This is a genomic window from Hoeflea sp. CAU 1731, from assembly GCF_039888615.1.
GTDB lineage: Bacteria > Pseudomonadota > Alphaproteobacteria > Rhizobiales > Rhizobiaceae > Flavimaribacter.
Genome location: NZ_JBDQQS010000005.1, coordinates 132,180 through 155,589 on the forward strand (window position 1 = coordinate 132,180; position 23,410 = coordinate 155,589).

Annotated in this window: 18 protein-coding genes and 1 tRNA gene; 15 read left to right on the forward strand and 4 right to left on the reverse strand. The window is 59.1% G+C overall.

Going from position 1 to position 23,410, the window contains the following annotated elements:
- The first annotated feature begins 12 nt into the window (after nt 1-12).
- The gene (locus tag AAFN47_RS10230; RefSeq protein WP_499809122.1) at nt 13-615 is read left to right on the forward strand and encodes a TetR/AcrR family transcriptional regulator; all 603 of its coding nucleotides are present in this window, start codon (nt 13-15) and stop codon (nt 613-615) included.
- A 316-nt stretch (nt 616-931) separates the two neighbouring features.
- Here AAFN47_RS10230 and AAFN47_RS10235 read toward each other — a convergent pair.
- Together AAFN47_RS10235 and AAFN47_RS10240 are read right to left on the reverse strand one after the other, a co-directional pair.
- Nucleotides 932-1,007, reverse strand: a tRNA-Thr gene (locus AAFN47_RS10235).
- A 115-nt stretch (nt 1,008-1,122) separates the two neighbouring features.
- Nucleotides 1,123-2,109 carry an NAD(P)H-dependent flavin oxidoreductase gene (locus AAFN47_RS10240; protein ID WP_499809123.1) on the reverse strand — a complete coding sequence of 329 codons (987 nt, stop codon included), beginning with the start codon at nt 2,107-2,109 and terminating at the stop codon, nt 1,123-1,125.
- A 219-nt stretch (nt 2,110-2,328) separates the two neighbouring features.
- Between AAFN47_RS10240 and AAFN47_RS10245 the strand changes: the two genes are divergently transcribed.
- The 8 genes from AAFN47_RS10245 to phoB all read left to right on the forward strand — a co-directional run bounded on the left by AAFN47_RS10245 (nt 2,329) and on the right by phoB (nt 12,057).
- Complete coding sequence (locus tag AAFN47_RS10245) at nt 2,329-4,128, forward strand: hypothetical protein (RefSeq protein WP_499809124.1); 1,800 nt, start codon at nt 2,329-2,331, stop codon at nt 4,126-4,128.
- 315 nt (nt 4,129-4,443) lie between these two features.
- Nucleotides 4,444-5,748 (forward strand): ATP-binding protein, encoded by a 1,305-nt coding sequence (locus AAFN47_RS10250; RefSeq protein WP_499809125.1) that lies wholly within the window; start codon nt 4,444-4,446, stop codon nt 5,746-5,748.
- Nucleotides 5,749-5,936: 188 nt separating this feature from the next.
- On the forward strand, nt 5,937-6,974 hold the full coding sequence (locus AAFN47_RS10255) for a PstS family phosphate ABC transporter substrate-binding protein (RefSeq protein WP_499809126.1): 1,038 nt from the start codon (nt 5,937-5,939) through the stop codon (nt 6,972-6,974).
- A gap of 63 nt (nt 6,975-7,037) precedes the next feature.
- A complete protein-coding gene (gene pstC, locus AAFN47_RS10260) occupies nt 7,038-8,408 on the forward strand; it encodes a phosphate ABC transporter permease subunit PstC (protein WP_499809127.1) in 1,371 nt (456 codons plus the stop codon).
- Entirely contained in the window at nt 8,408-9,703 is a 1,296-nt protein-coding gene (pstA, locus tag AAFN47_RS10265; protein ID WP_499809128.1) for a phosphate ABC transporter permease PstA, read from the forward strand. Before pstC ends, pstA begins: the two co-directional genes overlap by 1 nt.
- 51 nt (nt 9,704-9,754) lie before the next feature.
- Nucleotides 9,755-10,573, forward strand: a complete 819-nt coding sequence (gene pstB / locus AAFN47_RS10270) for a phosphate ABC transporter ATP-binding protein PstB (RefSeq protein WP_499809129.1) — start codon at nt 9,755-9,757, stop codon at nt 10,571-10,573.
- A gap of 22 nt (nt 10,574-10,595) precedes the next feature.
- Nucleotides 10,596-11,333 (forward strand): phosphate signaling complex protein PhoU, encoded by a 738-nt coding sequence (phoU, locus tag AAFN47_RS10275; protein WP_499809130.1) that lies wholly within the window; start codon nt 10,596-10,598, stop codon nt 11,331-11,333.
- A gap of 40 nt (nt 11,334-11,373) precedes the next feature.
- Complete coding sequence (gene phoB, locus AAFN47_RS10280; protein ID WP_499809285.1) at nt 11,374-12,057, forward strand: phosphate regulon transcriptional regulator PhoB; 684 nt, start codon at nt 11,374-11,376, stop codon at nt 12,055-12,057.
- A 430-nt stretch (nt 12,058-12,487) separates the two neighbouring features.
- On the opposite strand, the gene AAFN47_RS10285 is transcribed toward phoB, so the two are convergent.
- Nucleotides 12,488-13,006, reverse strand: a complete 519-nt coding sequence (locus AAFN47_RS10285) for a GcrA family cell cycle regulator (RefSeq protein WP_499809131.1) — start codon at nt 13,004-13,006, stop codon at nt 12,488-12,490.
- 412 nt (nt 13,007-13,418) lie between these two features.
- Between AAFN47_RS10285 and AAFN47_RS10290 the strand changes: the two genes are divergently transcribed.
- The 4 genes from AAFN47_RS10290 to AAFN47_RS10305 all read left to right on the forward strand — a co-directional run bounded on the left by AAFN47_RS10290 (nt 13,419) and on the right by AAFN47_RS10305 (nt 17,859).
- Nucleotides 13,419-14,606 carry an aspartate aminotransferase family protein gene (locus AAFN47_RS10290; protein WP_499809132.1) on the forward strand — a complete coding sequence of 396 codons (1,188 nt, stop codon included), beginning with the start codon at nt 13,419-13,421 and terminating at the stop codon, nt 14,604-14,606.
- 60 nt (nt 14,607-14,666) lie between these two features.
- Entirely contained in the window at nt 14,667-15,593 is a 927-nt protein-coding gene (gene argF / locus AAFN47_RS10295; protein WP_499809133.1) for an ornithine carbamoyltransferase, read from the forward strand.
- Complete coding sequence (locus tag AAFN47_RS10300; protein ID WP_499809134.1) at nt 15,590-16,585, forward strand: Hsp33 family molecular chaperone; 996 nt, start codon at nt 15,590-15,592, stop codon at nt 16,583-16,585. Before argF ends, AAFN47_RS10300 begins: the two co-directional genes overlap by 4 nt.
- 131 nt (nt 16,586-16,716) lie before the next feature.
- Nucleotides 16,717-17,859, forward strand: coding sequence for a DUF3095 domain-containing protein (locus AAFN47_RS10305; RefSeq protein ID WP_499809135.1), 1,143 nt, complete (start codon nt 16,717-16,719; stop codon nt 17,857-17,859).
- 59 nt (nt 17,860-17,918) lie between these two features.
- Here the strand turns inward: AAFN47_RS10305 and AAFN47_RS10310 are convergent, their stop codons facing one another.
- On the reverse strand, nt 17,919-18,404 hold the full coding sequence (locus AAFN47_RS10310; protein WP_499809136.1) for a fasciclin domain-containing protein: 486 nt from the start codon (nt 18,402-18,404) through the stop codon (nt 17,919-17,921).
- Between the two features lie 256 nt (nt 18,405-18,660).
- Between AAFN47_RS10310 and AAFN47_RS10315 the strand changes: the two genes are divergently transcribed.
- Nucleotides 18,661-20,025 (forward strand): efflux RND transporter periplasmic adaptor subunit, encoded by a 1,365-nt coding sequence (locus AAFN47_RS10315; protein WP_499809137.1) that lies wholly within the window; start codon nt 18,661-18,663, stop codon nt 20,023-20,025.
- A complete protein-coding gene (locus tag AAFN47_RS10320) occupies nt 20,022-23,408 on the forward strand; it encodes an efflux RND transporter permease subunit (protein WP_499809138.1) in 3,387 nt (1,128 codons plus the stop codon). The genes AAFN47_RS10315 and AAFN47_RS10320 overlap by 4 nt, the downstream gene beginning before the upstream one ends.
- Nucleotides 23,409-23,410: the final 2 nt, after the last annotated feature.

Here is a 23,410-nt window from a genome sequence, read left to right on the forward strand (position 1 = left end):
GCGGAATTAGAAGTGACCAAATCCCAGGACAGATCCGCACAGCGCGGACGGACGCGTCAGGCTATTCTGGATGGGGCCAGGAAGCTCCTGTCGGAAGGTAAGGTTGTCACGGTAGCCGCCGCTGCTGCAGAGAATGGTGTGTCAAAGGCGACCAGCTACCGCTACTATTCCGCCCCCGACGTTTTGGTTGCGGAGGCCGTCCTCGACATTGCGGTAAAACCCTATGAGGATATTGTTGGAGACGCCTCTGACGTGCAGGGAAAGCTGAGAGCTATATGCATCTACTTTCTGGATTTTTCATTCGAGAATGAAAGCGGTTTCCGTCAGTTCCTCTCCGGAACAATGCGTGAGTGGCGGGCCGATAGCAAAACGACCGCTCGGGGCGGACGCCGCATCAACATGTTTCGCCGAGCCTTGTCGGAACATGAAACCGGGCTGTCAAATGACCAGAAAGAGAAACTTGTTCGGAGCCTGTCCGCCTCTACTGGAATAGAGGCGTTGATTGCTTTGGTTGATGTCGCCGGCGCAACGCCACAACAAGCGCGAGAAGCCGTTGGTTTCATGGTAGATGCTATGGTCAAACAGATGCTCTCAGGGACGCAGCAACTTGTCTAAAGAGGCAAAACTATAATGGCCAGCCTGCAAGCTGTTTGTTCGCCAGCAATACATTGGCTTATGTATCTCCTAGACCGAATTTGAGATCTGAGGTTATGCGGTTTGAAAGGCCACCCATGCCTATATTCTGTTTGATCGGATCCAGATGGAATATCCCCGTCGTATTCGGAGGATCAGGCAGCGGGCGAGGATTTTTCAGGAGCGGCTGCCCTAATTCGGATAGGTCCTTACCGCGAAAAATAGTGGGAGTATAAGTGGGAAAGGAATTATAGATTCTAGAAATATCTATATAAAACAAATGGATACGTGAAGAGAATGGTGCCGCTTGTCAGACTCGAACTGACGACCTCCGCATTACGAATGCGATGCTCTACCAACTGAGCTAAAGCGGCCCGTCGCCGTAACGATTAACGGCGAGACCATTGCACGGGACGATGGTCCCCTGCAACGCGGCGCTGCTTAACCCTATTCACCGGCGAATTCAAGCCAAAAGCGTCAGGCGCGCAATCAAACCCCCTGCCGCGCGTCCACGGGCGCGCTGTCCAGCGCAAGCGACCGCCGCGCGTCGAGATACTCGGCCTCCAGCCGGTCGACGAGAGCGGCCACCGGCAGAACGGACTTGATCGCGCCCACGCCCTGGCCCGACCCCCAGATGTCGCGCCAGGCCTTGGCGCCCTGCGATTGATCGAAATTCATCTTCGTGACGTCGGCTTCCGGCAGATTATCCGGATCAAGCCCGGCGGCGATAATCGACGGTTTGAGATAATTGCCGAGCACGCCGGTGAAATAGTTGCTGTAGACGATGTCCGTGGCGTTGCTGTCGACGATCATCTGTTTGTAATCATCGACGGCCCGGGCTTCGTTCGTAGCGATGAAGGCGGAGCCCATATAGGCGAGATCCGCGCCCATCGCCTGCGCCGCCAGGATCGACCGGCCGTTGGCTATGGCGCCTGACAAGAGCAGCGGGCCATCGAACCATTCGCGAATTTCCTGGACCAGCGCAAAGGGAGACAGCGCTCCTGCGTGGCCGCCTGCGCCGGCGGCAACCGCGATCAGGCCGTCCGCGCCCTTGTTGATCGCCGAATGGGCGTGCCGGTTGTTTATGATGTCGTGAAGCACAATCCCGCCATAGGCGTGCACCGCCTGATTGACCTCGGGCACCGCGCCCAGCGAGGAGATCACGATCGGAACCCTGTATTTCTCGCATAGACCGAGATCATGTTCGAGCCGCTTGTTCGAGCGGTGGACGATCTGGTTGACGGCGAACGGCGCCGCCTTCCGATCCGGGTGCTTTGCGTCGTGATCGGCGAGCCCTTCGGTGATCTCCGCCAGCCATTCATCGAGTTGGGCTTCCGGCCGCGCATTGAGCGCCGGGAAGGAACCAACCACGCCTGCTTTGCATTGCGCCAGCGTCAGCGGCGGATGAGAGATGATGAACAGGGGTGCGCCGACGACCGGAAGACGCAGGTTTTTGAGGAGGTCGGGAAGGGCCATGGGAAACGATTCCAAATTTTGACGTTTTCGTAAACGTCAATGCAATTATCAGAACGTGTATTGGCTGAAAAGGCCGGACTGGACCTTGCGAAATGGAATCGCTTGTGTCTTTGACCACATTTGTATTGGAAAAACCCTTCTACTTATGTCATTTGGCAGGTGCCCGTTTGGCGACAGGGCCAAAAGGACGTTTGAGACGTCACAGACTGGAGTGAATTTGTGAAGGGACTGGAAGCGGCGATCGTCAAGGCTTTGAAAGAGGCCGGACAGGCGGATGCCCAGACCCGTGCCAAAATCTACCAGTCGGCGCGCGACGCGCTTGGCCGGGCAATCTCCAAACAACAGTTGGACGGCTCTGACACGGCCATAGAACAGCATCGAAAACTCGAAAAAACGATCAACTCCGTCGAGGCTGAATACCAGAAGGCGCAGATGCGCAAGCCTGAGCCCGAGCCAGAGCCTGACATCTTCGATCTCGAGCCTGAAGAATTGCTGATGCCGGAGACGGTTCTCAATCTCGACGATCTTGTCTTGCCGGAGGAAAGAGAGCCGCGCAAACAACCGCCCGCGGCGCGGGATGACATTGCTCAGCGGAACGAAGACCGGGCCGAGCCGCCGATGACGCCGACTCCGTTCAGATCAGAAGATGCAGATTTCACCCGTCCCGAACCGACGCCACGCCGCGAAGCGCCGGCAGCGCGAGGCGGGCGCGCCGAGCGTGATGTGCGGGTCGAACCGGAGCTTTGGTCAGAACGGGGCGAGCGCGGTCGCGAAGAAGCGCCTGCGTCGCAGGCTCCTCCTTCCGACCGACCGAACCGGCGACGCGAAAGCGAAGCCTCTCAGCGCCGCAGCGCTGACGGCCCACCCCGTCGTCCGCGCGCGCCCGGTCTCAAAGAAACACACGGCCCTGAATTTGAGGACGTCTTCGTCCAAAACGAACGCCAGCCGCCGCGCGGAAGCAGCGGCGCCCAGCCGCAGGCGGGGCGCCCCGACTGGCCGGAATATGACGACATCGACTGGCAGGATCCGGGCGACCGCCTTCAGAAAGGGCCTCGCAGACCGAAGATGCCGGCGGCCGAAGAGCCGCAATGGGAAGATCTTGACGCCGCGCCGGAACCGGAATTGCGGCATGACCAGCAGGACTGGGATGCCGTAGAGGCGCCCAGACCAGCTCATCGAAACGGCAAGCGCCCGCGTAGCCAGCCGGACCAGCAAGCCGGGCAAACCGGCCGGCCTCCGCGCGCCAGAAAGCGTAGGCGCCAGGATCCGTCACCGCCGCGTGCGTCCGGACATCAGCCGAACAGGCCGGTGCGATGGGACGAGCCGAATGTTGACGACGGTCGCGGCGGGCGTCGTTCGGCGGGCCGCAACGGCAAGAAACGCCGATTCCCGATTTTCTCGCTGATTCTCGTAATGGCGCTGGTCGTGGCCTTCGTCGGAATCGGCGTCTGGTGGTTCATCGTCGGCGGGCTTGGCCTGTCGAGCGAGGAGCGCGACATGAGCGTTCCAAATCCGCCGGCGCAGGTTGAAAGCGAGGATTTCGCGGGCTCACCGAGGCCCCAGGGTCGTTTCTCGGATGACTGGGTGCGGGTCTTCTCCCCGGACGACATCACGAATGTGTCGGCGAATGAAGACGCTTCCGTCGAATTGCTCGACGAAGGCAGCCGGGCCGCCCTGCAGATCACGTCCACCAACGGGGACGAAGCGGGTGAAGTGAGTTTCGAACTGGGTCCCGGCGTGCTGCAGATGATGCAGGATCGGGAATCGCTCGTCGCCATCACCCTGCGCTCCGCAAGCGAAGAGCCCACGCAGATTTATATTCGCTGCGATTTTCCGGGCCTTGGCGATTGCGGGCGTCGTCGTTTCGACGTGGCCTACGAGCTCAACGACATCATATTCAATGTGGATCTGCGCGGCGCCGCCGCCACCGGACTGCCGGGCTACATCTACATCAATCCGGACGTCACGGGCTCCTCCAGGAGCGTCGACATTTACGGCATTCGCATCCGGCCTGAATAGATTTTTTGGTTGAAACGCCCATTCGGCGGCGATGCGCCGGCGGCGGTCCCGGCCATCGTCAATCCTTCAGAAAACCTGTGTTGACGCCCGGGGTCTTCCTTGCCGTTTGATGGCGATTTCCACAGCCATGCAGCACATTTTTACCGTCGCTCCGTTTCTTCCTATCCCCTTTTTCCTTTACCATCGAGGCTCGTCGGATTAACGGGAACTGTCCGTCCACAACACCGGCGGTCCGGTCATGACAGTGTCATCCGCGGTCTCTACGTCAAACTTCTGGTTCGCGAGCGGACGGCGGCGGTCAATGCAGACAGACTTATGTTGAAGAAAAACGACAGCGAGAAGGAAGACCTGCGGGCTGAAATGTCGGCCGTTCCGATGCGTCTATACGATGCGCGTTACACCCTGATCGCCGCCGTGTTCCTGGCCATGGCGCTGATCGTCTTCGATGACGTGACGCTCTGGCATGTCTGGCTCGGCCTCGGAATTATCGTTCTCGCCGCGGCTCTGCCGGTGCGATCGCGAATGATCCGCAAACGCGAGAGGATGCTCAGACAAACCGGTTCGCAGACGCCGGTCGAGGACGTGGTCTTTGCAAGTTGCGAGGCGCTCGACGATCCGGCGATCGTGCTCGCGCCCGGCAGCATCGTGATCTACCAGAACCATGCCGCAATCGAGAAATTCGGGCCTATTACCCGCGGATCTCATCTGTCTTCCCGGCTGCGTGCGCCGCAGATTCTCGAACTGGTTCACGAGGTCGCCGACGATCACCGCACAAGAACAATCGACTACGTGGAAAAGGTGCCCTCGGAAAGGTGGTACAAGGTGCGGATCGCGCCGATGCGCGAGGTCGCGCGTCTGAAGGGAGGCAGTGCACTCTTTCTCCTCATATTTCGCGATCAGAGCGAGTCGCGGCGCATGGACCGCATGCGCACGGACTTCATCGCCAACGCCAGCCATGAACTGCGCACCCCGCTGGCGTCGCTGACAGGGTTCATCGAAACCCTTCAGGGTCCGGCGCGCAACGACCGCGAAGCCCAGGAACGTTTTCTTTCTATCATGAGCGAACAGGCCGGCCGAATGACGCGGTTGGTCGATGATCTCTTGTCGCTGACCCGTCTGGAAATGAAGGCGCACATGGCGCCGACGGACGAGGTCGACCTCGTTCCGCTGATCGGCCATGTTCGCGACACGCTGCGGCCGATGGCCGAGGATCTCGATGTGGAACTCCGGCTGGCCGCGCCCGAAGGGCCAGTGCCGGTGACGGGAGACTATGACGAACTCATCCAGGTTTTCGAAAATCTGATCGAGAACGCCTGCAAATACGGCCAGAACGGCGGCCGCGTGGATATCTCGATCAAGGATCCCTCACCGACGGCGCAGGGCATGATCGACGTTTCGATCAAGGATTACGGACCGGGCATTCCGTCCGAGCATGTGCCGCGATTAACGGAGCGTTTCTACCGGGTCAATGTGGAGACGAGCCGATCCAAGAAAGGGACGGGGCTGGGCCTTGCGATCGTCAAACATATCCTCACCAGGCATCGCGCAAGGCTGATCGTGAACTCCGTTCTCGGAGAAGGATCGGAGTTTGTCGTAAGAATCGTGCGGCGATCTTCTTGATTTCGTTGCAAACTATAAAAAAATACAACGATTACAGAGACATAAATTGTCATAAAACTGTAAATGCTTCGTCATAAAAGTGCATTGCCCAGGTTGTTAAGAGTACCACGCCGGTAACTCAACGGGCTGCGCTCAACAATGAGCGTAAAACACACCACCGCAATACACCGCTCAGACGGGAGAGATTCATGAAAACCCTTAAAGTGACAGCAGCCGCGCTGGTGGCGTCGGCTGCGTTTGCTGGCGCCGCGATTGCGCGCGACCAGATCAAGATCGTCGGTTCTTCGACGGTTTTCCCCTATTCGCAGGCTACTGCTGAAGAATATTCCAACAAAACGGGTAACCCTGCTCCGGTCGTTGAATCGACTGGCACCGGCGGTGGCTTCAAGGTCTTCTGCGGAGGCATCGGGCCTGACCACGCTGATATCACGGGCGCATCGCGCGCAATCAAATCTTCCGAGATCGAGCTTTGCGCTGGCAATGGCGTTGACGACATCACCGAAGCCCTCATCGGGTACGATGGTTTGTCTATCGCCATTTCCCGCCAGAACGAAGCAGACTGGGACTTGACGGAAGAGCAGATCTTCAAGGCGCTTGCTGCTGAACTTCCGGACGGCAATGGCGGTTTCGTCGCCAATCCGAACCAGAAGTGGTCGGACATCGATCCGTCTCTTCCGGACTCCGAGATTCTGATTTTCGGACCTCCCCCCACCTCCGGCACACGCGACGCCTTCGTCGAGCTTGCCATGCATGACGGCTGCAACGCTCTTCCGGGCATGGAAGCGCTTGAAGAGTCCGACGAAGACACATGGGAAGAAAAGTGTTCCCGCATGCGTCAGGACGGCCCCTTCGTAGAGGCCGGTGAAAACGACAACCTGATCGTTCAGCGTCTGGAAGCCGACTCGCACGCTGTTGGCATCTTCGGTTACTCCTTCCTGTACGAGAACAATGACAAACTGAAGGGCGTGAAGATCAACGGCGTTGCGCCGACTTTCGAGACGATCGCGGACTTCTCGTATCCGATCGCCCGCCCGATCTTCTTCTACGTAAAGAACGCTCATCGCGACGTGATTCCCGGTATGAAGGAATTCATCGCCGAGTATGTGTCTGACGAAGCGCTTGCTGCTGACGGCTACCTGCCGGAGCGTGGCTTGACGCCGCTTTCCGATGAAAAGCGCGCGGAAGTCCAGGAAAGCGTTCTGGGCGCCAAGAAGCTCGGAATGTAACGAAATTACCTTTGGCAAACCCCGGTGTCTGCGCCGGGGTTTGCCGTTTGAGGGGCAAGGGATATGGTTCTATACCTTTTACTGTTTTTGGTCCTGGCGTCGCTTGTGGCGTATTTCCTCGCTTCGCGGCGCGCTGTCGCCGCCGCTGGAACCGATCTGCGTGAAATGCATTCCCGGCCTGTGTATCACGGCATGAACGCCATGGTTTACACGGCTGTCCCTGCGTTTATATTTCTCTTGCTCTGGCTGCTGTTCGAGAATTCGGTCATCGATTTCCTCGTTTTGGGTTCCTTTCCGGGAGCCGAGGCATTGAATTCCTCGGAAAAAGCCTTGCTGACCAGCGAAATACGGCAGGTCGCGGCAGGCAACATTTTCCAGGAGCCTTCCCAGGCGGTGCTCAACGCCGTCGAATACCTCAAGTCTCTGCGCGTAACATCTACGGTGTTGCTTTCCGCCGCTGTTTTCGTGCTGGCGATCGCCGGCGCGATCATCGCGGTAATGGCCGTGTCCAAACGGTTCTTCGCAAGGCATCGTTTCGAAAAAGCCGTCACCTGGTTCATGATCTTTGCGTCAGCCGTCGCAATCCTGACCACCCTCGGCATCGTCGCCTCGTTGTTGTTCGAGGCGTATCAGTTCTTCAAGCGGGTGCCATTCTACGAGTTCCTGTTCGGATTGCGGTGGGAGCCGCAGATTGCCATCAGGGCGGATCAGGTCGCCGGCCAGGGTGCATTCGGCGCCGTTCCCGTGTTCCTCGGCACCATGCTCGTGGCCACGCTCGCTATGGCGGTCGCCGTGCCGATCGGGATTTTGTCGGCCATTTATCTGACCGAATACGCTTCCAAGCCCTTCCGGGCCGTGGTCAAGCCTATCCTTGAGATTCTCGCCGGCGTACCCACTGTCGTCTACGGCTTTTTTGCGGTGCTCACAGTCGCGCCCGCCCTGCGTCAGTTGGGAACGGCGATCGGAATGGATGTGGCGCCCAACAGCGCTCTGGCGGCAGGCGGCGTAATGGGCATCATGCTCATTCCCTTCATCTCCTCGCTTTCAGACGACGCTTTCGCTGCTGTGCCGCAGATGATACGCGACGGTTCGCTGGCGGTCGGAGCCACCAAAGGCGAAACGATCCGGCGTGTATTGCTGCCGGCCGCGCTGCCGGGCATTGTCGGAGGCGTGCTGCTCGCCCTCAGCCGTGCTATCGGCGAAACGATGATCGTCGTGATGGCCGCCGGCCTGATTGCAAAAATGACTGTTAATCCTCTGGACTCCGTCACGACGGTGACAGTGCAGATCGTGACGTTGCTGATCGGTGACTCGGAGTTCGACAATCCCAAGACGCTCGCAGCCTTCGCACTCGGCCTGATGTTGTTCATCGTGACGCTTTTCCTGAACCTCATAGCACTGCGTATTGTCCGCAAATACCGGGAGGCATACTGATGTCTGACTCTGTCATCGACGGAAAAACCGCCGGGCCGATCTGGAAATCTCCCGAAATGGCCGCGCGGCGCAAGAAGCGCCATGCCGCCGACCGGAGGCTTCAGCTCTACGGCATTGCCGCTATCACATTTGCCATCGGCTTCCTGGTTGTTCTCATAAGTTCGCTGATCTATACCGGCGCGTCCGCCTTCATACAGACCAAGGTCCAGATCTCCGTCAACCTGGCGGATGCGGATATTCCTGCAGACGATATCGGTGGAGCCAACTGGCGCTCGATCGTACGCACGTCCATGATTGAGCTGCTCCCCGGAGAACTGCCGCGATCCGAACAGCGTGAATATTTTGCGATGTTCACTTCGAACGCGCCTTATCTCGTGCGGGACTATGTGGTGGATCATCCTGATCTTCGAAACAAGGAATTCGCCTTCAAGCTCCCATTCGCGGATCCTGTGGACCAGTTTGCCAAAGGTCAGATATCAAGGGACCTTCCGGAAGACCGACGACGGATAAGCAACCAGCAGATTGAGTGGTATGACGCCTTGAAAGCCGAGGGTGTCGTGTCCCAACCCCTCAATACCGCCTTGATATTCAATTCTGATTCGCGGTTTCCGGAACTGGCTGGGCTGGCCGGGGCGATTTCAGGTTCCTTCTGGGCGCTTCTGGTCTGTTTCCTCATCAGCTTTCCTCTTGGAATCTCGGCTGCCATCTATCTGGAAGAATTCGCGCCGAAGAACCGCCTGACCGATGTCATCGAGATCAACATCAACAACCTTGCCGCCGTTCCTTCCGTTGTTTTTGGACTGCTTGGCCTGGCGGTCTTTCTCGGATGGTTCGGACTGCCACGCTCGGCGCCTCTCGTCGGCGGCATGGTGTTGTCGCTGATGACGCTGCCGACGATTATCATCGTCACGCGCGCCGCGTTGCGGTCGGTGCCGTCTTCGATCCAGGAAGCGGCGCTTGGGATCGGAGCATCCAAGCATGAATCAATCGTGCATCACATGCTTCCGCTTTCGATGCCCACCATTATGACGGGCACGATCATCGGCCTTGCCCAGGCTCTGGGGGAAACCGCTCCCCTGCTGCTGATCGGCATGAACGCCTTCATCACGAGTCCACCTGAAGGTATACTTTCAGCTTCCACGGCCCTGCCGACCCAGATCTATATCTGGGCCGACAGTCCCGAACGCGGGTTTGTATCCCGGACTTCCGCAGCAATTCTTGTGCTGCTGGCCTTTCTCATTCTCATGAACGGTCTCGCGGTCTTCCTGAGAAGCAGGTTTGAAAGACGCTGGTAAGGACCAAAACGAAAGAAAGATCGGTATATTTGACCGATATGAGGTGTAAGGATGAACATGATGTCTGAAGCTGCTGTTGAGAAGGCTGTAAACAAAAATCTGGATGCGGCCATCCCGGTCAAGATGAAGGCCCGCAAGGTCGGCGTCTTCTACGGGGAGAAACAGGCCCTGTTCGATGTCGATCTGGATGTCAGGGAGAAACAGGTAACGGCGCTCATAGGCCCGTCCGGATGTGGAAAGTCCACCTTTCTCAGGTGTCTCAACAGAATGAACGACACCATTGATATTTGCCGGATCACCGGAGACATCACTCTCGACGGCGCAAATATCTACGATCCGTCCGTCGATGTCGTGGAATTGCGCGCCAGCGTCGGAATGGTGTTTCAGAAGCCAAATCCTTTTCCAAAATCGATCTACGAAAATATCGCTTACGGTCCGCGCATTCACGGCTTGGCGGCAGGCAAGAGCAATATGGACGAGATCGTCGAGTCCAGCCTGCAAAAAGCTGGTCTGTTTGAAGAAGTGAAGGACCGTCTGCATGAGCCCGGAACCGGCCTTTCCGGCGGCCAGCAGCAGCGTCTTTGCATCGCCAGGGCGATCGCCGTCAGTCCCGAGGTGATCCTCATGGACGAACCATGTTCCGCGCTCGATCCGATCGCCACGGCGAAGGTCGAGGAACTGATCGACGAACTGCGGGAAAACTACACGATCGTGATCGTCACACACTCGATGCAGCAGGCGGCGCGCGTCTCGCAACGGACCGCAATGTTCCACCTCGGCAATCTGGTGGAGGAAGGCGCGACGGATCATATGTTCACCAATCCGGACGACCAGCGGACCCAGGATTACATCACCGGTCGTTTCGGCTGACACAACACGGAAGCAAATCATCATGCCCGAAGAATCAAAAGTATCGGCAGCATCCGCGCACACGGTGTCGTCCTATGACGAGGAACTGCAGTATCTTGTCCGGCGCATTTCGGAGATGGGCGGCCTGACAGAGCGTATGGTTGAGGAATCGATCAGGGCGCTTGTCAATTCCGACGCCTCTCTGTCGCAAAAGGTTATTTCGGACGATCTGATCGTCGACGACGCAGAGCGACAGATCGACGAGAAGGCGGTCCTGATAATTGCCCGGCGTCAGCCGATGGCCTCGGATCTGCGCGAGATCATAGGATCGATCCGCATCGCCGCCGACCTTGAACGTGTCGGCGACATGGCCAAGGGCATTGCCAAGCGGGTCATCGCTGTTGAAGGTCTGGCGCAGCCGAAGAAGCTGGTGCGCGGCCTTGAACATCTCTCGGAACTCGCTCTGACCCAGCTCAAGGAAGTGCTTGATGCGTTTTCGAGCCGGTCGCCGGAGGCGGCGTCCGCCGTGCGCGAGCGCGACGAGGAAATCGACGCCATATACACGTCGCTGTTCCGCGAATTGCTGACCTACATGATGGAAGATCCACGAAACATCACGGCCTGTACGCATCTGCTGTTCTGCGCCAAGAACATCGAACGGATCGGCGATCACGTCACCAACATCGCGGAATCGATATACTACATGTCCACCGGGGCACAGCCGGATACCGAGCGTCCGAAGGACGACGAAACGGCGTCCGTTTCGGTAACTGCAAAATAGGCAACACCAGACAAGGCGGCGTCAGGACAAGGGCATGGGCATAGCACCGCAAATTACCGTCGTGGAAGACGAAGAGGCGCTGAGCGTTCTGCTCCGGTACAATCTGGAAGCGGAAGGCTACGACGTGGACACCGTCTTTCGCGGCGACGAGGCCGAACTGAAACTGCAGGAACGATTGCCGGATCTGCTGATCCTCGACTGGATGCTTCCGGGCCTCTCCGGTATCGAACTGTGCCGCCGTCTGCGCGTGCGGCCTGAGACCGAGCGGCTGCCGATCATCATGCTCACGGCGCGCGGCGAGGAAAGCGAGCGCGTGCGCGGGCTTGCGACAGGCGCCGATGATTACGTGGTGAAACCGTTCTCCACGCCGGAACTCATGGCGCGTGTGCGCGCGCTTCTGCGCCGGGCAAAGCCGGAAGCGATTTCCACTCTGCTCAAGAGCGGCGATATCGAGCTGGACCGCGAAACCCATCGCGTCTATCGCAAGGGCCGCGAAATCAAGCTGGGTCCGACCGAGTTTCGCCTGCTCGAGTTTTTCATGGCGTCGCCGACGAGGGTCTTCTCGCGGTCCCAATTGCTGGACGGCGTGTGGGGTCACGACATCTATGTCGACGAACGCACGGTCGACGTCCATGTCGGACGGCTGCGCAAGGCGCTCAACCTCGCCAATATGAAAGACGTCATCCGCACCGTCCGCGGCGCCGGCTACTCGCTGGAAAACTGACCGCCCTTCACTGCAGCCCGTGTGTTTGGCGGCTGCTTTTTTTGGACGTTTGTGTTATAACAGCTTTCCGGTCTTGAGCCTTTGCAACTGGGTCGCGGCTTGGGATTGCCAATAATGGCTTTTCCCGAAACAAAGCCAAGTTGGAGCCAAAACAGCGTTTCCCGAAACGAAGCCAGATTTGCCGTATGGTTCCAGAATCCCGAAACAAAGCCAAATCGAAGCCGAAACTGCCAATTCCCGAAACAAAGCCAGTGTCGGCGAACGGTAGTGATGGACGCCAGATAACTGGTAGAACCGTCTAACTAATTGTAATTACACAGAAAAAAACGCGACCACATAAGCAATCGTCCCACGCTGCGCTTCACGCAGCGTGGGACGAAAGGCGCCAGGATGCTGTGATGGAATTGCGAGCCTGCTTGACCTTGACCGGTCAGCTCTTCGACCGGCGGCGATCAGCGGCTGGCTGGAAGGCCAGCTTGGAATGATAGGAGCAGTACGGGCCTGATTCCTCGCAGTCGCTGCCGCAGAAATAGAAGCCCTCCTGCAGCGGATCGCCGATCGGCCATTTGCAGGTCCGCTCGGTCAGTTCCGTCAGCACCAGTCTCTTGGATATCGGAACGACAACGTCCTCGACAGGCCTCGTATCCAGATTGGTCACGGCGTCTGCGATGATATCCGCTTTGAGAGCGGTCGCCCCGCTGGTGCGCATGACCGGGCGCGGACTGGCTGCGCGCGCCGTAAACGAACTGCGGGACGCCGTCGTCGTTCTCTTATTCCGGGAGGCTGACGATCCGCCGGACTTTGCCCGCCCGGGCAGATTCAGCCGATGCACTTTTCCGATCACAGCGTTGCGGCTGATGCCGCCAAGCTGGGCCGCAATCTGACTGGCGCTCAGGCCGTCGCCCCATAGTTGTTTCAGTTTTTCGACGCGTTCGTCAGTCCAGCTCATGCTTCACGCCCCTCGTTCATTGTATTGGGCGGCGGAATCCTCCATCATGCGCCGGTATTGCTCCGGCGCCGGAATCCGAGACTTCAGTGAATAGTTCAGGTCCGCCGCATGCAGTCCAAATTCGCCTTCCTAAGGTAGTGGGCGCGGGACTCGGTGACAAGAGTCCGGCGAATCAAGACGATTCCTTTTTCAAGTTTTCCCCAACTTGAAGTCAATAGTGGAATTTGACCTGCCTGATTGCGGCGCGCCGCACGCGTTCGTCATCGAAGTTGTTGATTGATGGCGCACCGTCCGGTATAGAAGCGGGAAAGCTGCCGTGGGGCAGCTTTTGTTTTTGGTCGGTACAGTAAATCCGTCAATATCAAAGCCGTTCAGCTAATTTGCGGTGACAGGCGGCAAGGAGTAGGTTGCGATGTCCCAGACTGCATCGCTGTTTGATACATACAAGCGCATTCCCGTTCGCTTTGAGAAAGGCGAGGGCGTGTGGCTTTACGCCGAGGATGGATCGAAATATCTCGATTTTGCCGCGGGCATCGCCGTGAACTCGCTTGGCCATTCCCATCCGCATCTCGTTTCAGCCTTGAAAGACCAGGCCGACAAGCTGTGGCACCTTTCCAATATATACGATATTCCCGGTCAGACGCGTCTTGGCGACCGTCTTGTCGAAGCGACCTTCGCCGACAAGGTGTTCTTCACCAACTCCGGCGCCGAGGCGCTGGAATGCTCCATCAAGACCGCGCGGCGCTATCACTACGAAAACGGCGACGCTGGTCGATACAAGATCATCACCTTCGAAGGCGCCTTTCATGGACGCACGCTGGCGACGATCGCCGCCGGCGGCCAGGAAAAATATCTCGAAGGTTTCGGACCGAAAGCGGAAGGCTTCATTCAGGCGCCATTCGCCGATCTCGACGCGGTGAAGGCGGCGGTTGACGATGAAACGGCCGCTCTGCTCGTCGAACCGATCCAGGGCGAAGGCGGCATCCGCGTCGCTCCGGAGCAATGGCTGCGCGATCTGCGCGCGCTGTGCGACGAGCATGGCGTTCTGCTGGTTCTCGACGAGGTCCAGTGCGGCGTTGGCCGCACCGGCAAACTCTTCGCCTATGAATGGTCCGGCATCACACCGGACATCGTCGCCATCGCCAAGGGCATTGGCGGCGGGTTTCCAGTCGGCGCATGCCTTGCCACGGCGGAGGCCGCCAAGGGCATGGTCGCCGGAACCCACGGCACGACATTCGGCGGCAATCCGCTTGCGATGGCCGTCGGCAACGCCGTGCTCGACGTCATTCTGGAAGAGGGCTTCCTACAGCATGTCGTCGACGTCGGCCTTGTCTTTTCGCAAGGTCTGGCCGCGATCGCCGACGAGTTTCCGGACGTCATCGAAGAAATCCGTGGCCGCGGTCTTATGCTGGGGCTGAAAGCCGGGATTCCGAACGGCGAATTGCTGACTGCAATCCGTGACGAACACATGCTCGCGGTTCCGGCCGGAGAAAACGTCATCCGCCTTCTGCCGCCGCTGACCACCACGGTCGAAGAGGCGCGCGAAGGACTGTCACGCCTGGAGGCGGCGGCTCGCAAATTGTCGACGGCCGCGGGCTGACATAGTCTAAGGTTACGAGGGACGTTTCCTCGACATGCAACACACGAAATGGAACCCGACATGGCCTTGAATGGCGAGTTTCGTCATTTCCTAGATCTTTCCGCTGTGGCGTCCGGCGATTTGCGGGCGATCATTGATCATGCCCACACGCGCAAGGCCGATACGCTGAAGGGAACAGCGGACAAGCCTCTCGAAGGCAAGATCCTGGCGATGATCTTCGAAAAGCCGTCGACGCGCACGCGCGTGTCCTTCGATGTCGGCATGCGTCAACTCGGCGGAGAACCGCTTCTTCTTTCCGGACGCGAAATGCAACTCGGTCGCGCGGAATCGATCGCCGATACGGCGCGCGTCCTGTCGCGCTACGTCGATGCGATCATGATCCGCACAACCAGTCACGATCGGCTTCTTGAACTTGCCGAATACGCCACAGTGCCGGTGATCAACGGTCTGACCGACGACACGCATCCCTGCCAGATCATGGCCGATGTCATGACCTTCGAGCAGCATCGCGGCAATATCCGGGGAAAGACGCTGTCCTGGGTCGGAGACGGCAACAATGTGCTGCATTCCTTGGTCGAAGGGTCGGCGCGCTTCGGCTATACGATGAAAGTCGGCGTTCCTTCTGGGTCCGAGCCGGAAGCCCGTTACATTGAATGGGCGCGCGCCAACGGCGGAACGATTGACCTGACAGCGGATCCTGAAAAGGCGGTGCAGGGATCCGATTGCGTAATAACCGATACCTGGGTCTCCATGGGGCAGGAACATCGCGCCCGCGGCCACAATGTCTTCCAGCCCTATCAGGTCAATGAGGCGCTGATGGAAAAGGCCGGCGATGACGCCTTGTTCATGCATTGCCTGCCGGCCCATCGCGGCGAAGAGGTGACTGACGGCGTGATCGACGGCCCTAATTCCGTGGTTTTCGACGAAGCGGAGAACCGTCTTCACGCCCAAAAGGCGATCCTTGCCTGGTGTTTCGGTCGGGTATGAGCGATCAATCCCCACAGCTGGGCGAAATCGGCCATGCCGGCGACGACATGGTGGTGCCCTTCCAGGCCGAGGGGCTCGACGTGCGCGGTCGGGCCGTGCAGATCGGCCCGTTGCTCAACACCATTCTTGACCGGCACGACTATCCTGAACCGGTGGCGCGGCTTCTGGCCGAAACGGTCACGTTGACCGTATTGCTCGGCACATCCCTGAAATTCGAAGGCAAACTGATTGTGCAAACCCAGGGCGACGGCCCGGTCGATATGCTGGTTGCGGATTTCACGACGCCCGACAGCATGCGGGCCTATGCCCGTTTCGACGAGCAGTTGCTGGCGGAGGCGGTCGCCCGCGGCGCGCTCGAGCCGCAGGATCTTCTCGGCAAGGGCATCCTGGCTTTCACCATAGACCAGGGCAAGAGCATGCAGCGCTACCAGGGCATCGTCGAACTCAACGGCGCCAGCCTCGAAGAAATCGCCAAGGCCTATTTCCGGCAGTCGGAGCAGATCCCGACCGAAGTCCGGCTGGCTGCGGCGCAGCTCTATGCGATGGACGAAGAGGGCGGGCGCACCCATCAATGGCGCGCCGGCGGCGTGGTGGTCCAGTTCCTTCCCGATTCGCCCGAACGCATCCGGACCCAGGACCTTCCGGGCGGCGACGTTCCCGATGAACTCGAAGATGTTTTCGAGACGGAAGAGGACGAGGATTGGCAGGAAGCCCGCGCTCTGATGGAAACAATCGCGGATGACGAACTGGTCGATCCGCAGGTCAGTTCCGAGCGGCTGCTATACCGGTTGTTTCATGAACGCGGGGTGCGTGTCTTCGACCCGATGCCGGTCCGCGACAACTGTTCATGCTCGCGCGAACGCATCAAATCCGTCCTTGAAGGATTTGAGGCGGAAGAGATTGCCGAAAGCATTGAGGACGGCAAGATAACCGTCAAATGTGAATTCTGCTCCAAGAGCTACGAATTCGATCCGAACGAAGTCGGCGGCTGAAGCGAAGCGGGTTCCTGTCGCGAAGAGCCGCGATCATTGTTCTCCGGGTGATCCGGGAACACGATATCCTGCGTAGAAACTCACACAGTCAGGTTGTAAACCGAGGGTGATCGAAACCGGAGAACGTCGACGTGGAAGACGACTGGTACAAATCAGTGGCGGTCATCGAGGATTTCGTGAATGTGACGGATCAGTCCCGGTTCGTCGGTTTGCCCGACGACTGGCATGTCGGTGTTTCCGATATCGTCAATTCAACCGAAGAGATCGCAAAAGGACGCTACAAGGCTGTGAACCTGGCGGGGGCGGCCACGATCAGCGCCGTTTCGAACGCATTGAACGGCGATCTCAGGCTTTTCATTTTTGGCGGCGATGGAGCGCGTTTCGCGGTTCCCGCCCGTCATAGTCAGAAAGCCGCCGAGGCTCTGTCGCGTGTTGCATCTTGGGCGAAACAGGAACTGCAGCTGGATTTGCGCGTCGGAATGATCAGTGTCGAGGCTGTCCGGAAGGCGGGTCTTGATGTGCGGGTAGCGTTCTGGAAAGCCTCTAGCAATGTCCAGTATGCGTCTTTCATGGGAGGCGGGCTGGAATGGGCGGAAGAACAGCTTAAAAATGGTTCTCTGCAAATTGCGCCAACCGCCGCGGAAGATAGACCGGATCTCACCGGCCTCTCCTGTCAGTGGGGTCCCGTCGAGGCTCAAGGGATGATTCTGTCTTTGATCGTCAAACCGGCGCGAGGCGTCTCGCAAGCCCGTTTTGCAGAGGTGGCGTCACGCGTCATCGACATACTTGAGGGCGGCGAACGTCTTAACCCTGTGCCGCCTGATGGTCCGCGCGTAAGGTGGCCCGGCAATGTCCTCGACCTTCAGTCGCGCGTTGCCGGCATGGGAAAGTCCAGGTCTTTGTGGATGATCCGGGTGTATCTCAACGCAGCCTTTGCCTGGACTGTGTTCCGGCTGGGGCTGAGAGTGGGAGGGTTTCGCCCCGCGCGATACAGACGTGAAATCGCGGAAAATTCGGATTACCGGAAATTCGACGATTCGCTGATGATGACCATCGATTCCTCTGCTGAAGTCATCGAAAAAGCGCGCGGAGTGCTTGATATGGAAGTCGGGAAGGGCGTGGTCAGATACGGCATGCACACCCAGGACGAGGCGCTCATTACCTGCGTTGCGCCGTCCGTTCACACCTCAAATCACATGCATTTCATAGATGGAGCGAAAGGCGGGTACGCTGAGGCGGCGAAGCAGCTCGCGCAATCAAAAACGTTGGATTGAATCGAGGGGAAGAATGAATTGTGGGGGCCGATAGGCGTCAGCCCCCACGCACTAAGATCTTATTCAGGCAGAACGACGGAGTCGATGACATGGATGACGCCATTGTCGGCTTCCACGTCAGCGGTGACGACCATCGCTTCGTCCACCTTAACTCCATTGGTCGCATCGATGGAGAGCTTCGAGCCCTGCACCGTATCGACTTCCATGGCCTTTCCGGCGATATCGCCCGACATGACCTTGCCAGGAATGACGTGATAGGTCAGGACGGCAACGAGCTTGTCCTTGTTTTCCGGTTTCAGCAGATCTTCAACCGTGCCAGCCGGCAGCTTTGCAAAGGCGTCGTCTGTCGGGGCGAAAACTGTAAACGGACCTTCGCCTTTCAGGGTATCGACGAGACCCGCTGCCTGAACCGCAGCGACAAGCGTGTTGAATTGACCAGCGCCAACCGCCGTGTCGACAATGTCCGCGGCTTTGGCGGCAATCGACGTAAAGGCAAGCGGTACGATTGCGGTGGCGGCGATGATGGTGTTACGCAGATTCAGCATAGTTAACTCCAGGGGGTTGGTTGACATACGCTGCTTAGTACGGAGGACGACGCCGGATTGGATCATGAGGTAACGCGGATATCACCGCTTTGTGAAAGACGGCGCGTTTGGCTGTTCGCTCGACAGATCGGCGAGAGGCGTTACAGAATGATACAATTTTGATTTTGCAGTCGTTTTGTGAGTGCAATACTGTCGGGGAGCGGAATTGGTCCGCCCGGGCCGCCCCCAGGTGAGCACGTAGCCAGACAACGAGCCAATGCTGAAATCGCTGGAAGAGCAGGCGGAGAAGTCGCCTACCATCAAGGGTGCATCAGATCCTGCAGCGCCGAGGCGTAGCAATGGCCTGCGCGTCATCGTGCAGATCGTCCTCATGATCGTAGTGCTCGCCGGCTCGTTCGTGCTGATGAACCGGATTATCGGTTCGCGTCCCGAGCCGGTGGTTCGCACGCCGCGTCCTGCGGTCTACGCTGTCGAGACTGTAACAGCTGTAGCAGCCGACAATCAGCCCGTCCTGCATCTCTACGGCGAAGTCCAGGCGTCGCGGTCCGTCGAACTCCGGCCGCTCGTCGGCGGCGAGATCGTGACGGTCAATCCGCGATTGCGCGCCGGCTTTCATGTCGATCAGGACGCTGTGCTGATCGAGATTGATTCATTCAGCTACAGCGGCGCGCTCGCCGAAGCGCGGGCCAACCTCGCCAAGGCCAAGGCTGCTCTCACCGAAACGGAAGCGAACATCCCGGCCGAACGAGAGCAACTCGAGGAAGCCCAGATTCAGCTTGACCTTGCCCGCAGCGATCTTGCCCGCGCCGAATCCCTCGTCAAGAACGAGACGATGACGCAGAAGCAGGTCGAGGAGCGTAGGCTCGTCGTTTCCCAGCGCGAGCAGGCGACAAGCCAGCGGCGCAACAATCTGGTCATTCTGGAGGCGCAGCGGATCCAGCAACTCGCCAATGTCGACAGCCTGCAATGGCGCGTCGACGAGGCGGAGCGCAACTTGGAAAACGTCCGCCTGACGGCGCCGTTTCGCGGCGTGGTCAGTTCCGCCAATGCGGAGGCCGGACGCAATGTCAGCGTTTCCGATGTTGTCGCGACAATCTATGACGACGAGAATCTCGAGGTCCGGTTTACCCTTACTGATGCCCAGTATGGCCGGATTGTCGCCGATCGCGATCCGTTGATCGGTCGCAGAATTGAGGTGCGCTGGTCGGTCGGCGAGAATGATTTTCAATATACCGGAACGATCGACCGTATAGCCGCCGAGATCGCCTCGGCGCGCGGCGGCGTGGAAGTCGTCGCCCGTCTCGATCCTGGCGACGGCGTCCGCATGCGACCGGGCGCTTTTGTCGAGATCAACGTTCCCGACCGAACGTATGACGGTTCCTTTCGAATCCCCGAAACTGCGCTCTATGACGGCGTATCCGTTTTCGTCGTGCACGATGGCCGTCTGACGGAGCGCAGCGTCGATGTCGCCGCCTATGACGGAGACGACGTGATCCTTGGAGACGGCGTTGAGGAAGGCGATGTCGTGCTCGTCACCCATTTGACCCAGGCCGATGAAGGCGTCAGGGTGCGGTTGCCCGGAGAGCGCGCCGACGCCAGTGGCGCGGAACCGCGACAATGAGCGAAATGGACCGCCGGGATGAAGGTGGCGGAGGCGGATTGAGCGGTCTTGTGCGCCTGTTCATACGGCATCCGAACGCCGCAAATCTTCTGATGGCGCTGATGATTCTCGCCGGCCTGTTTTCCGTCTTCAAGATCAATACGCAGTTTTTTCCGAGCGTCGACCGGCCCAATATCGATGTTACGGTTGTCTGGTCGGGGGCAAGCGCGGAGGATGTCGAAGCCAATGTGCTCGCGCGCATAGAGCCCGAAGTCCGGTTTATTGACGGCGTCGATCGCATGGATTCCACAGCGCGAGAAGGCTCCGGCTCCGTCAATCTCGAATTCGAGGACGGAACGGACATGCAGAAGGCCCTGTCCGAAGTCGAGGCCGCGGTCAAGGCGATCACCACCTTGCCTGCGGACGCTGAACAGCCGACCATATCGCGCCAGACCTTCTTCGACCGCGTTGCCTATGTGTCGCTGAGCGGTTCGGCGCCCGAACGGATCAAGCGGGAATGGGCCAAACGCATGAGGGACGACCTCATCGATCGCGGCATCGACAAGATCGAGTTCAACGCCCTGCGAGAACGCGAGATCCGGGTCGACGTCGGTAATAAGGACTTGCGCCGCCTTGGAATGACCATCGAGGACGTCGCCAACGCCGTATCGGCAAACAGCAACGATCTCCCTTCGGGAAGTCTGGATGGCGACATCGAACGTCAGTTGCGGTCGCTGGCGGATGCGGATTCGCCGCGCGCCGTCGGCGCGGTCGAAGTGTTGGCGCTGCCGACCGGCGAAAAGGTTTACCTGCGCGACATTGCGACGATCTACGAATCTTTCGACGATGACGAGACACGCGGTTTCAGCGAAGGGTCGGTGGCGATCGAACTCGACGTCAAACGCGCGACCTCCGCCGACACGCTGGCCACGGCCGCCATCCTGGACGATTACGTCAACGAGATACGGCCCCGCCTACCCGAAAACATCGAGCTGCATGTCTATTCCTCGGCGGCCGATGCGCTTTATGAACGCATCATGCTGCTTGTCAGGAATGGCGTTGGCGGCCTCATCCTTGTGGTGATTGTGCTGTTCATCTTCCTCGACGCCCGCGTGGCGCTGTGGGTCGCAGCCGGCATTCCCATCGCGATGCTAGCGACCGTCGGCTTCATGTATGTCTCCGGGCAGACTATCAACATGGTGTCGCTGTTCGGCCTTATCATGATGCTCGGGATTGTCGTGGACGACGCGATTGTGGTCGGCGAACACACCAATACCCGCCTTGAAATGGGCGACGCGCCGATGGTCGCGGCCGAACGCGGCGTCGGCATGATGCTGGCGCCGGTGCTTGCGGCAATGACCACCACGATCGCCTCTTTCGCGCCGATTGCCCTGATCCGCGACACGATCGGCCAGATCATGGGCGTGCTTCCTCTCGTTGTCGTCGCCGTCATCATCGCCAGCCTGCTCGAATGCTTTTTCGTGCTGCCAGGCCATCTCGCCCACTCTCTGGGCGCGCGTTCGAATCCACGCTGGTCCTATTGGCGCCAGTTTTTCCTTGCATTCGCCATTACCGCGCTCGCAGTCGGCTCGATGTCGCCGCTGGCCGCCAGCGCGGGCCCGATTGCGCTTCTGATCGGCGACAGGCTGGCGCAACTTCCGCCTGTCGCGGCGGCGGTCCTGATCGCCGTTGTCGCACTGGCGGCCGCGAGCCTTATAGAGGCGGTTCTTCTTCTGATCCGCCGAAAGACCACATCGTCGCGCGGCGAGAACCGCTTTCGCGACTGGTTCGATGGTGGATTCCAGAAGCTCCGCGATGGACTCTTCGATCGTCTCGTGACGCTTTCCTATCGTTGGCGCTACGTCACGCTCTCGATCGCGATGGGGCTGATCCTGGTCATCGCCATCGGGTTTACTGTTGGAAAGCGCGTCGAATTCGTCTTCTTTCCGTCGCCCGAGGCGGAAAGTATTCGCGGCAATGTCAGTTTTGTGGCCGGACTTCCGGAAGCCGATGCGCTGGCCGCGATCGACCGCATTGAATCAGCCTTCCGCGACATCGAGCAGGAACTGCCCGACGGTCAGGAAAAGCTGGCGACCTCTATTGTGACGCTCTTCAGCAAGGCTAGCCGCTACGGTGGAACAAGCGCCTCCATCAAGGTGCAGCTGACGGTGTCCGAGAAACGCACCGTGCGCACCTCGGATATCGTGCGCGCCTGGGCGGCAGCGGTGCCGGATATTCCAGGCGTGACGCGTTTCTCCGTGTTCCAGTCGCGCGGCGGCCCGCCGGGACGCGATATCGACGTGGTGCTGCTGGGAGACCGCGTCGCCGACCTCAAGGCGGCGGCTGCGGAGGTCATTCCGGTCCTGTCCTCCATCAACGGCGTGTCCGGCGTCGACGACAATCTGCCTTTCGGCAAGCCCGAACTCGTCATCGAAATGCTGCCGCGCGGCGCTGCCCTTGGATTTACCGCAGAAAGCATTGGTCGTCAGCTTCGAAACGCCTTTGATGGCGAGATCGCCCACCGCTTCGCCGACGGCGATGACGAGATAACGGTCAGGCTCTATCAGCGCATGCGTGATCCGGGAACCGGCGCCCTGCGCAATTTCGAGCTGAGGAGCCCGTCGGGCGACTTCGTTCCGCTGACCGAAGTGGCGGAACTGCGCGAGCAGCAGGGTTTCGCCTATATTTCCCGGCGCGACGGCAAGACGCGAATATCGATTGCCGGAGACATCGACAACGAGATCACCACCACGGACAATGTGATCGAGGAACTCGAACACCGCGGAACGGTTGAAAGAATCGCCTCGAAATACGGATTGCGTTATGAATATGCCGGCCGTTCGGAGGAACAGGAAAACGCCTTTGCCGACCTCAAGCTCGGTCTGCTGGTGGCGCTCTCCGTCATTTATATTATTCTCGCCTGGGTTTTCGCCAGCTACTGGCGGCCCTTCGCCGTCATGTTGATCATCCCTTTTGGCATCGTCGGCGCCGTTTTCGGTCACTGGATCCTCGGCTATCAGCTCACCATTGTCTCCATGGCTGGTCTCCTTGGATTAAGCGGCATTCTCGTCAATGACTCCATCATCCTCGTCGCCCGCATGGACGAGCGATTGGCGGATGGCGACACGGTCGACCAGGCCGCGATCGGTGCGAGCCGTGACAGATTCCGGGCGGTGCTTCTGACATCGCTCACCACGATAGGCGGACTGCTGCCATTGCTGTTCGAGAAGAGTCAGCAAGCGCAGTTCCTGCTGCCGATGGCGATTACCATCGTCTTCGGTCTCGCCATGGCGACCCTGCTGGTGCTGTTCCTCGTGCCGGCGCTGATGGGTATCGGCTACGATATCCGCGCCGCCTTTGTCGCCCTATTCGGTCAAAGGCGAGCGCAATCTCCGGCCGAGTAATT

Coding starts and splice junctions, on each gene's coding strand:
- pstC (WP_499809127.1), top strand. CDS start 7,038: ATGGTTCTATACCTTTTACTGTTTTTGGTCCTGGCGTCGCTTGTGGCG.
- AAFN47_RS10310 (WP_499809136.1), bottom strand. CDS start 18,404: ATGCTGAATCTGCGTAACACCATCATCGCCGCCACCGCAATCGTACCG.
- pstB (WP_499809129.1), top strand. CDS start 9,755: ATGAACATGATGTCTGAAGCTGCTGTTGAGAAGGCTGTAAACAAAAAT.
- AAFN47_RS10250 (WP_499809125.1), top strand. CDS start 4,444: ATGTTGAAGAAAAACGACAGCGAGAAGGAAGACCTGCGGGCTGAAATG.
- AAFN47_RS10240 (WP_499809123.1), bottom strand. CDS start 2,109: ATGGCCCTTCCCGACCTCCTCAAAAACCTGCGTCTTCCGGTCGTCGGC.
- phoU (WP_499809130.1), top strand. CDS start 10,596: ATGCCCGAAGAATCAAAAGTATCGGCAGCATCCGCGCACACGGTGTCG.
- argF (WP_499809133.1), top strand. CDS start 14,667: ATGGCCTTGAATGGCGAGTTTCGTCATTTCCTAGATCTTTCCGCTGTG.
- AAFN47_RS10320 (WP_499809138.1), top strand. CDS start 20,022: ATGAGCGAAATGGACCGCCGGGATGAAGGTGGCGGAGGCGGATTGAGC.
- AAFN47_RS10290 (WP_499809132.1), top strand. CDS start 13,419: ATGTCCCAGACTGCATCGCTGTTTGATACATACAAGCGCATTCCCGTT.
- AAFN47_RS10255 (WP_499809126.1), top strand. CDS start 5,937: ATGAAAACCCTTAAAGTGACAGCAGCCGCGCTGGTGGCGTCGGCTGCG.
- AAFN47_RS10300 (WP_499809134.1), top strand. CDS start 15,590: ATGAGCGATCAATCCCCACAGCTGGGCGAAATCGGCCATGCCGGCGAC.
- AAFN47_RS10285 (WP_499809131.1), bottom strand. CDS start 13,006: ATGAGCTGGACTGACGAACGCGTCGAAAAACTGAAACAACTATGGGGC.
- AAFN47_RS10315 (WP_499809137.1), top strand. CDS start 18,661: ATGCTGAAATCGCTGGAAGAGCAGGCGGAGAAGTCGCCTACCATCAAG.
- pstA (WP_499809128.1), top strand. CDS start 8,408: ATGTCTGACTCTGTCATCGACGGAAAAACCGCCGGGCCGATCTGGAAA.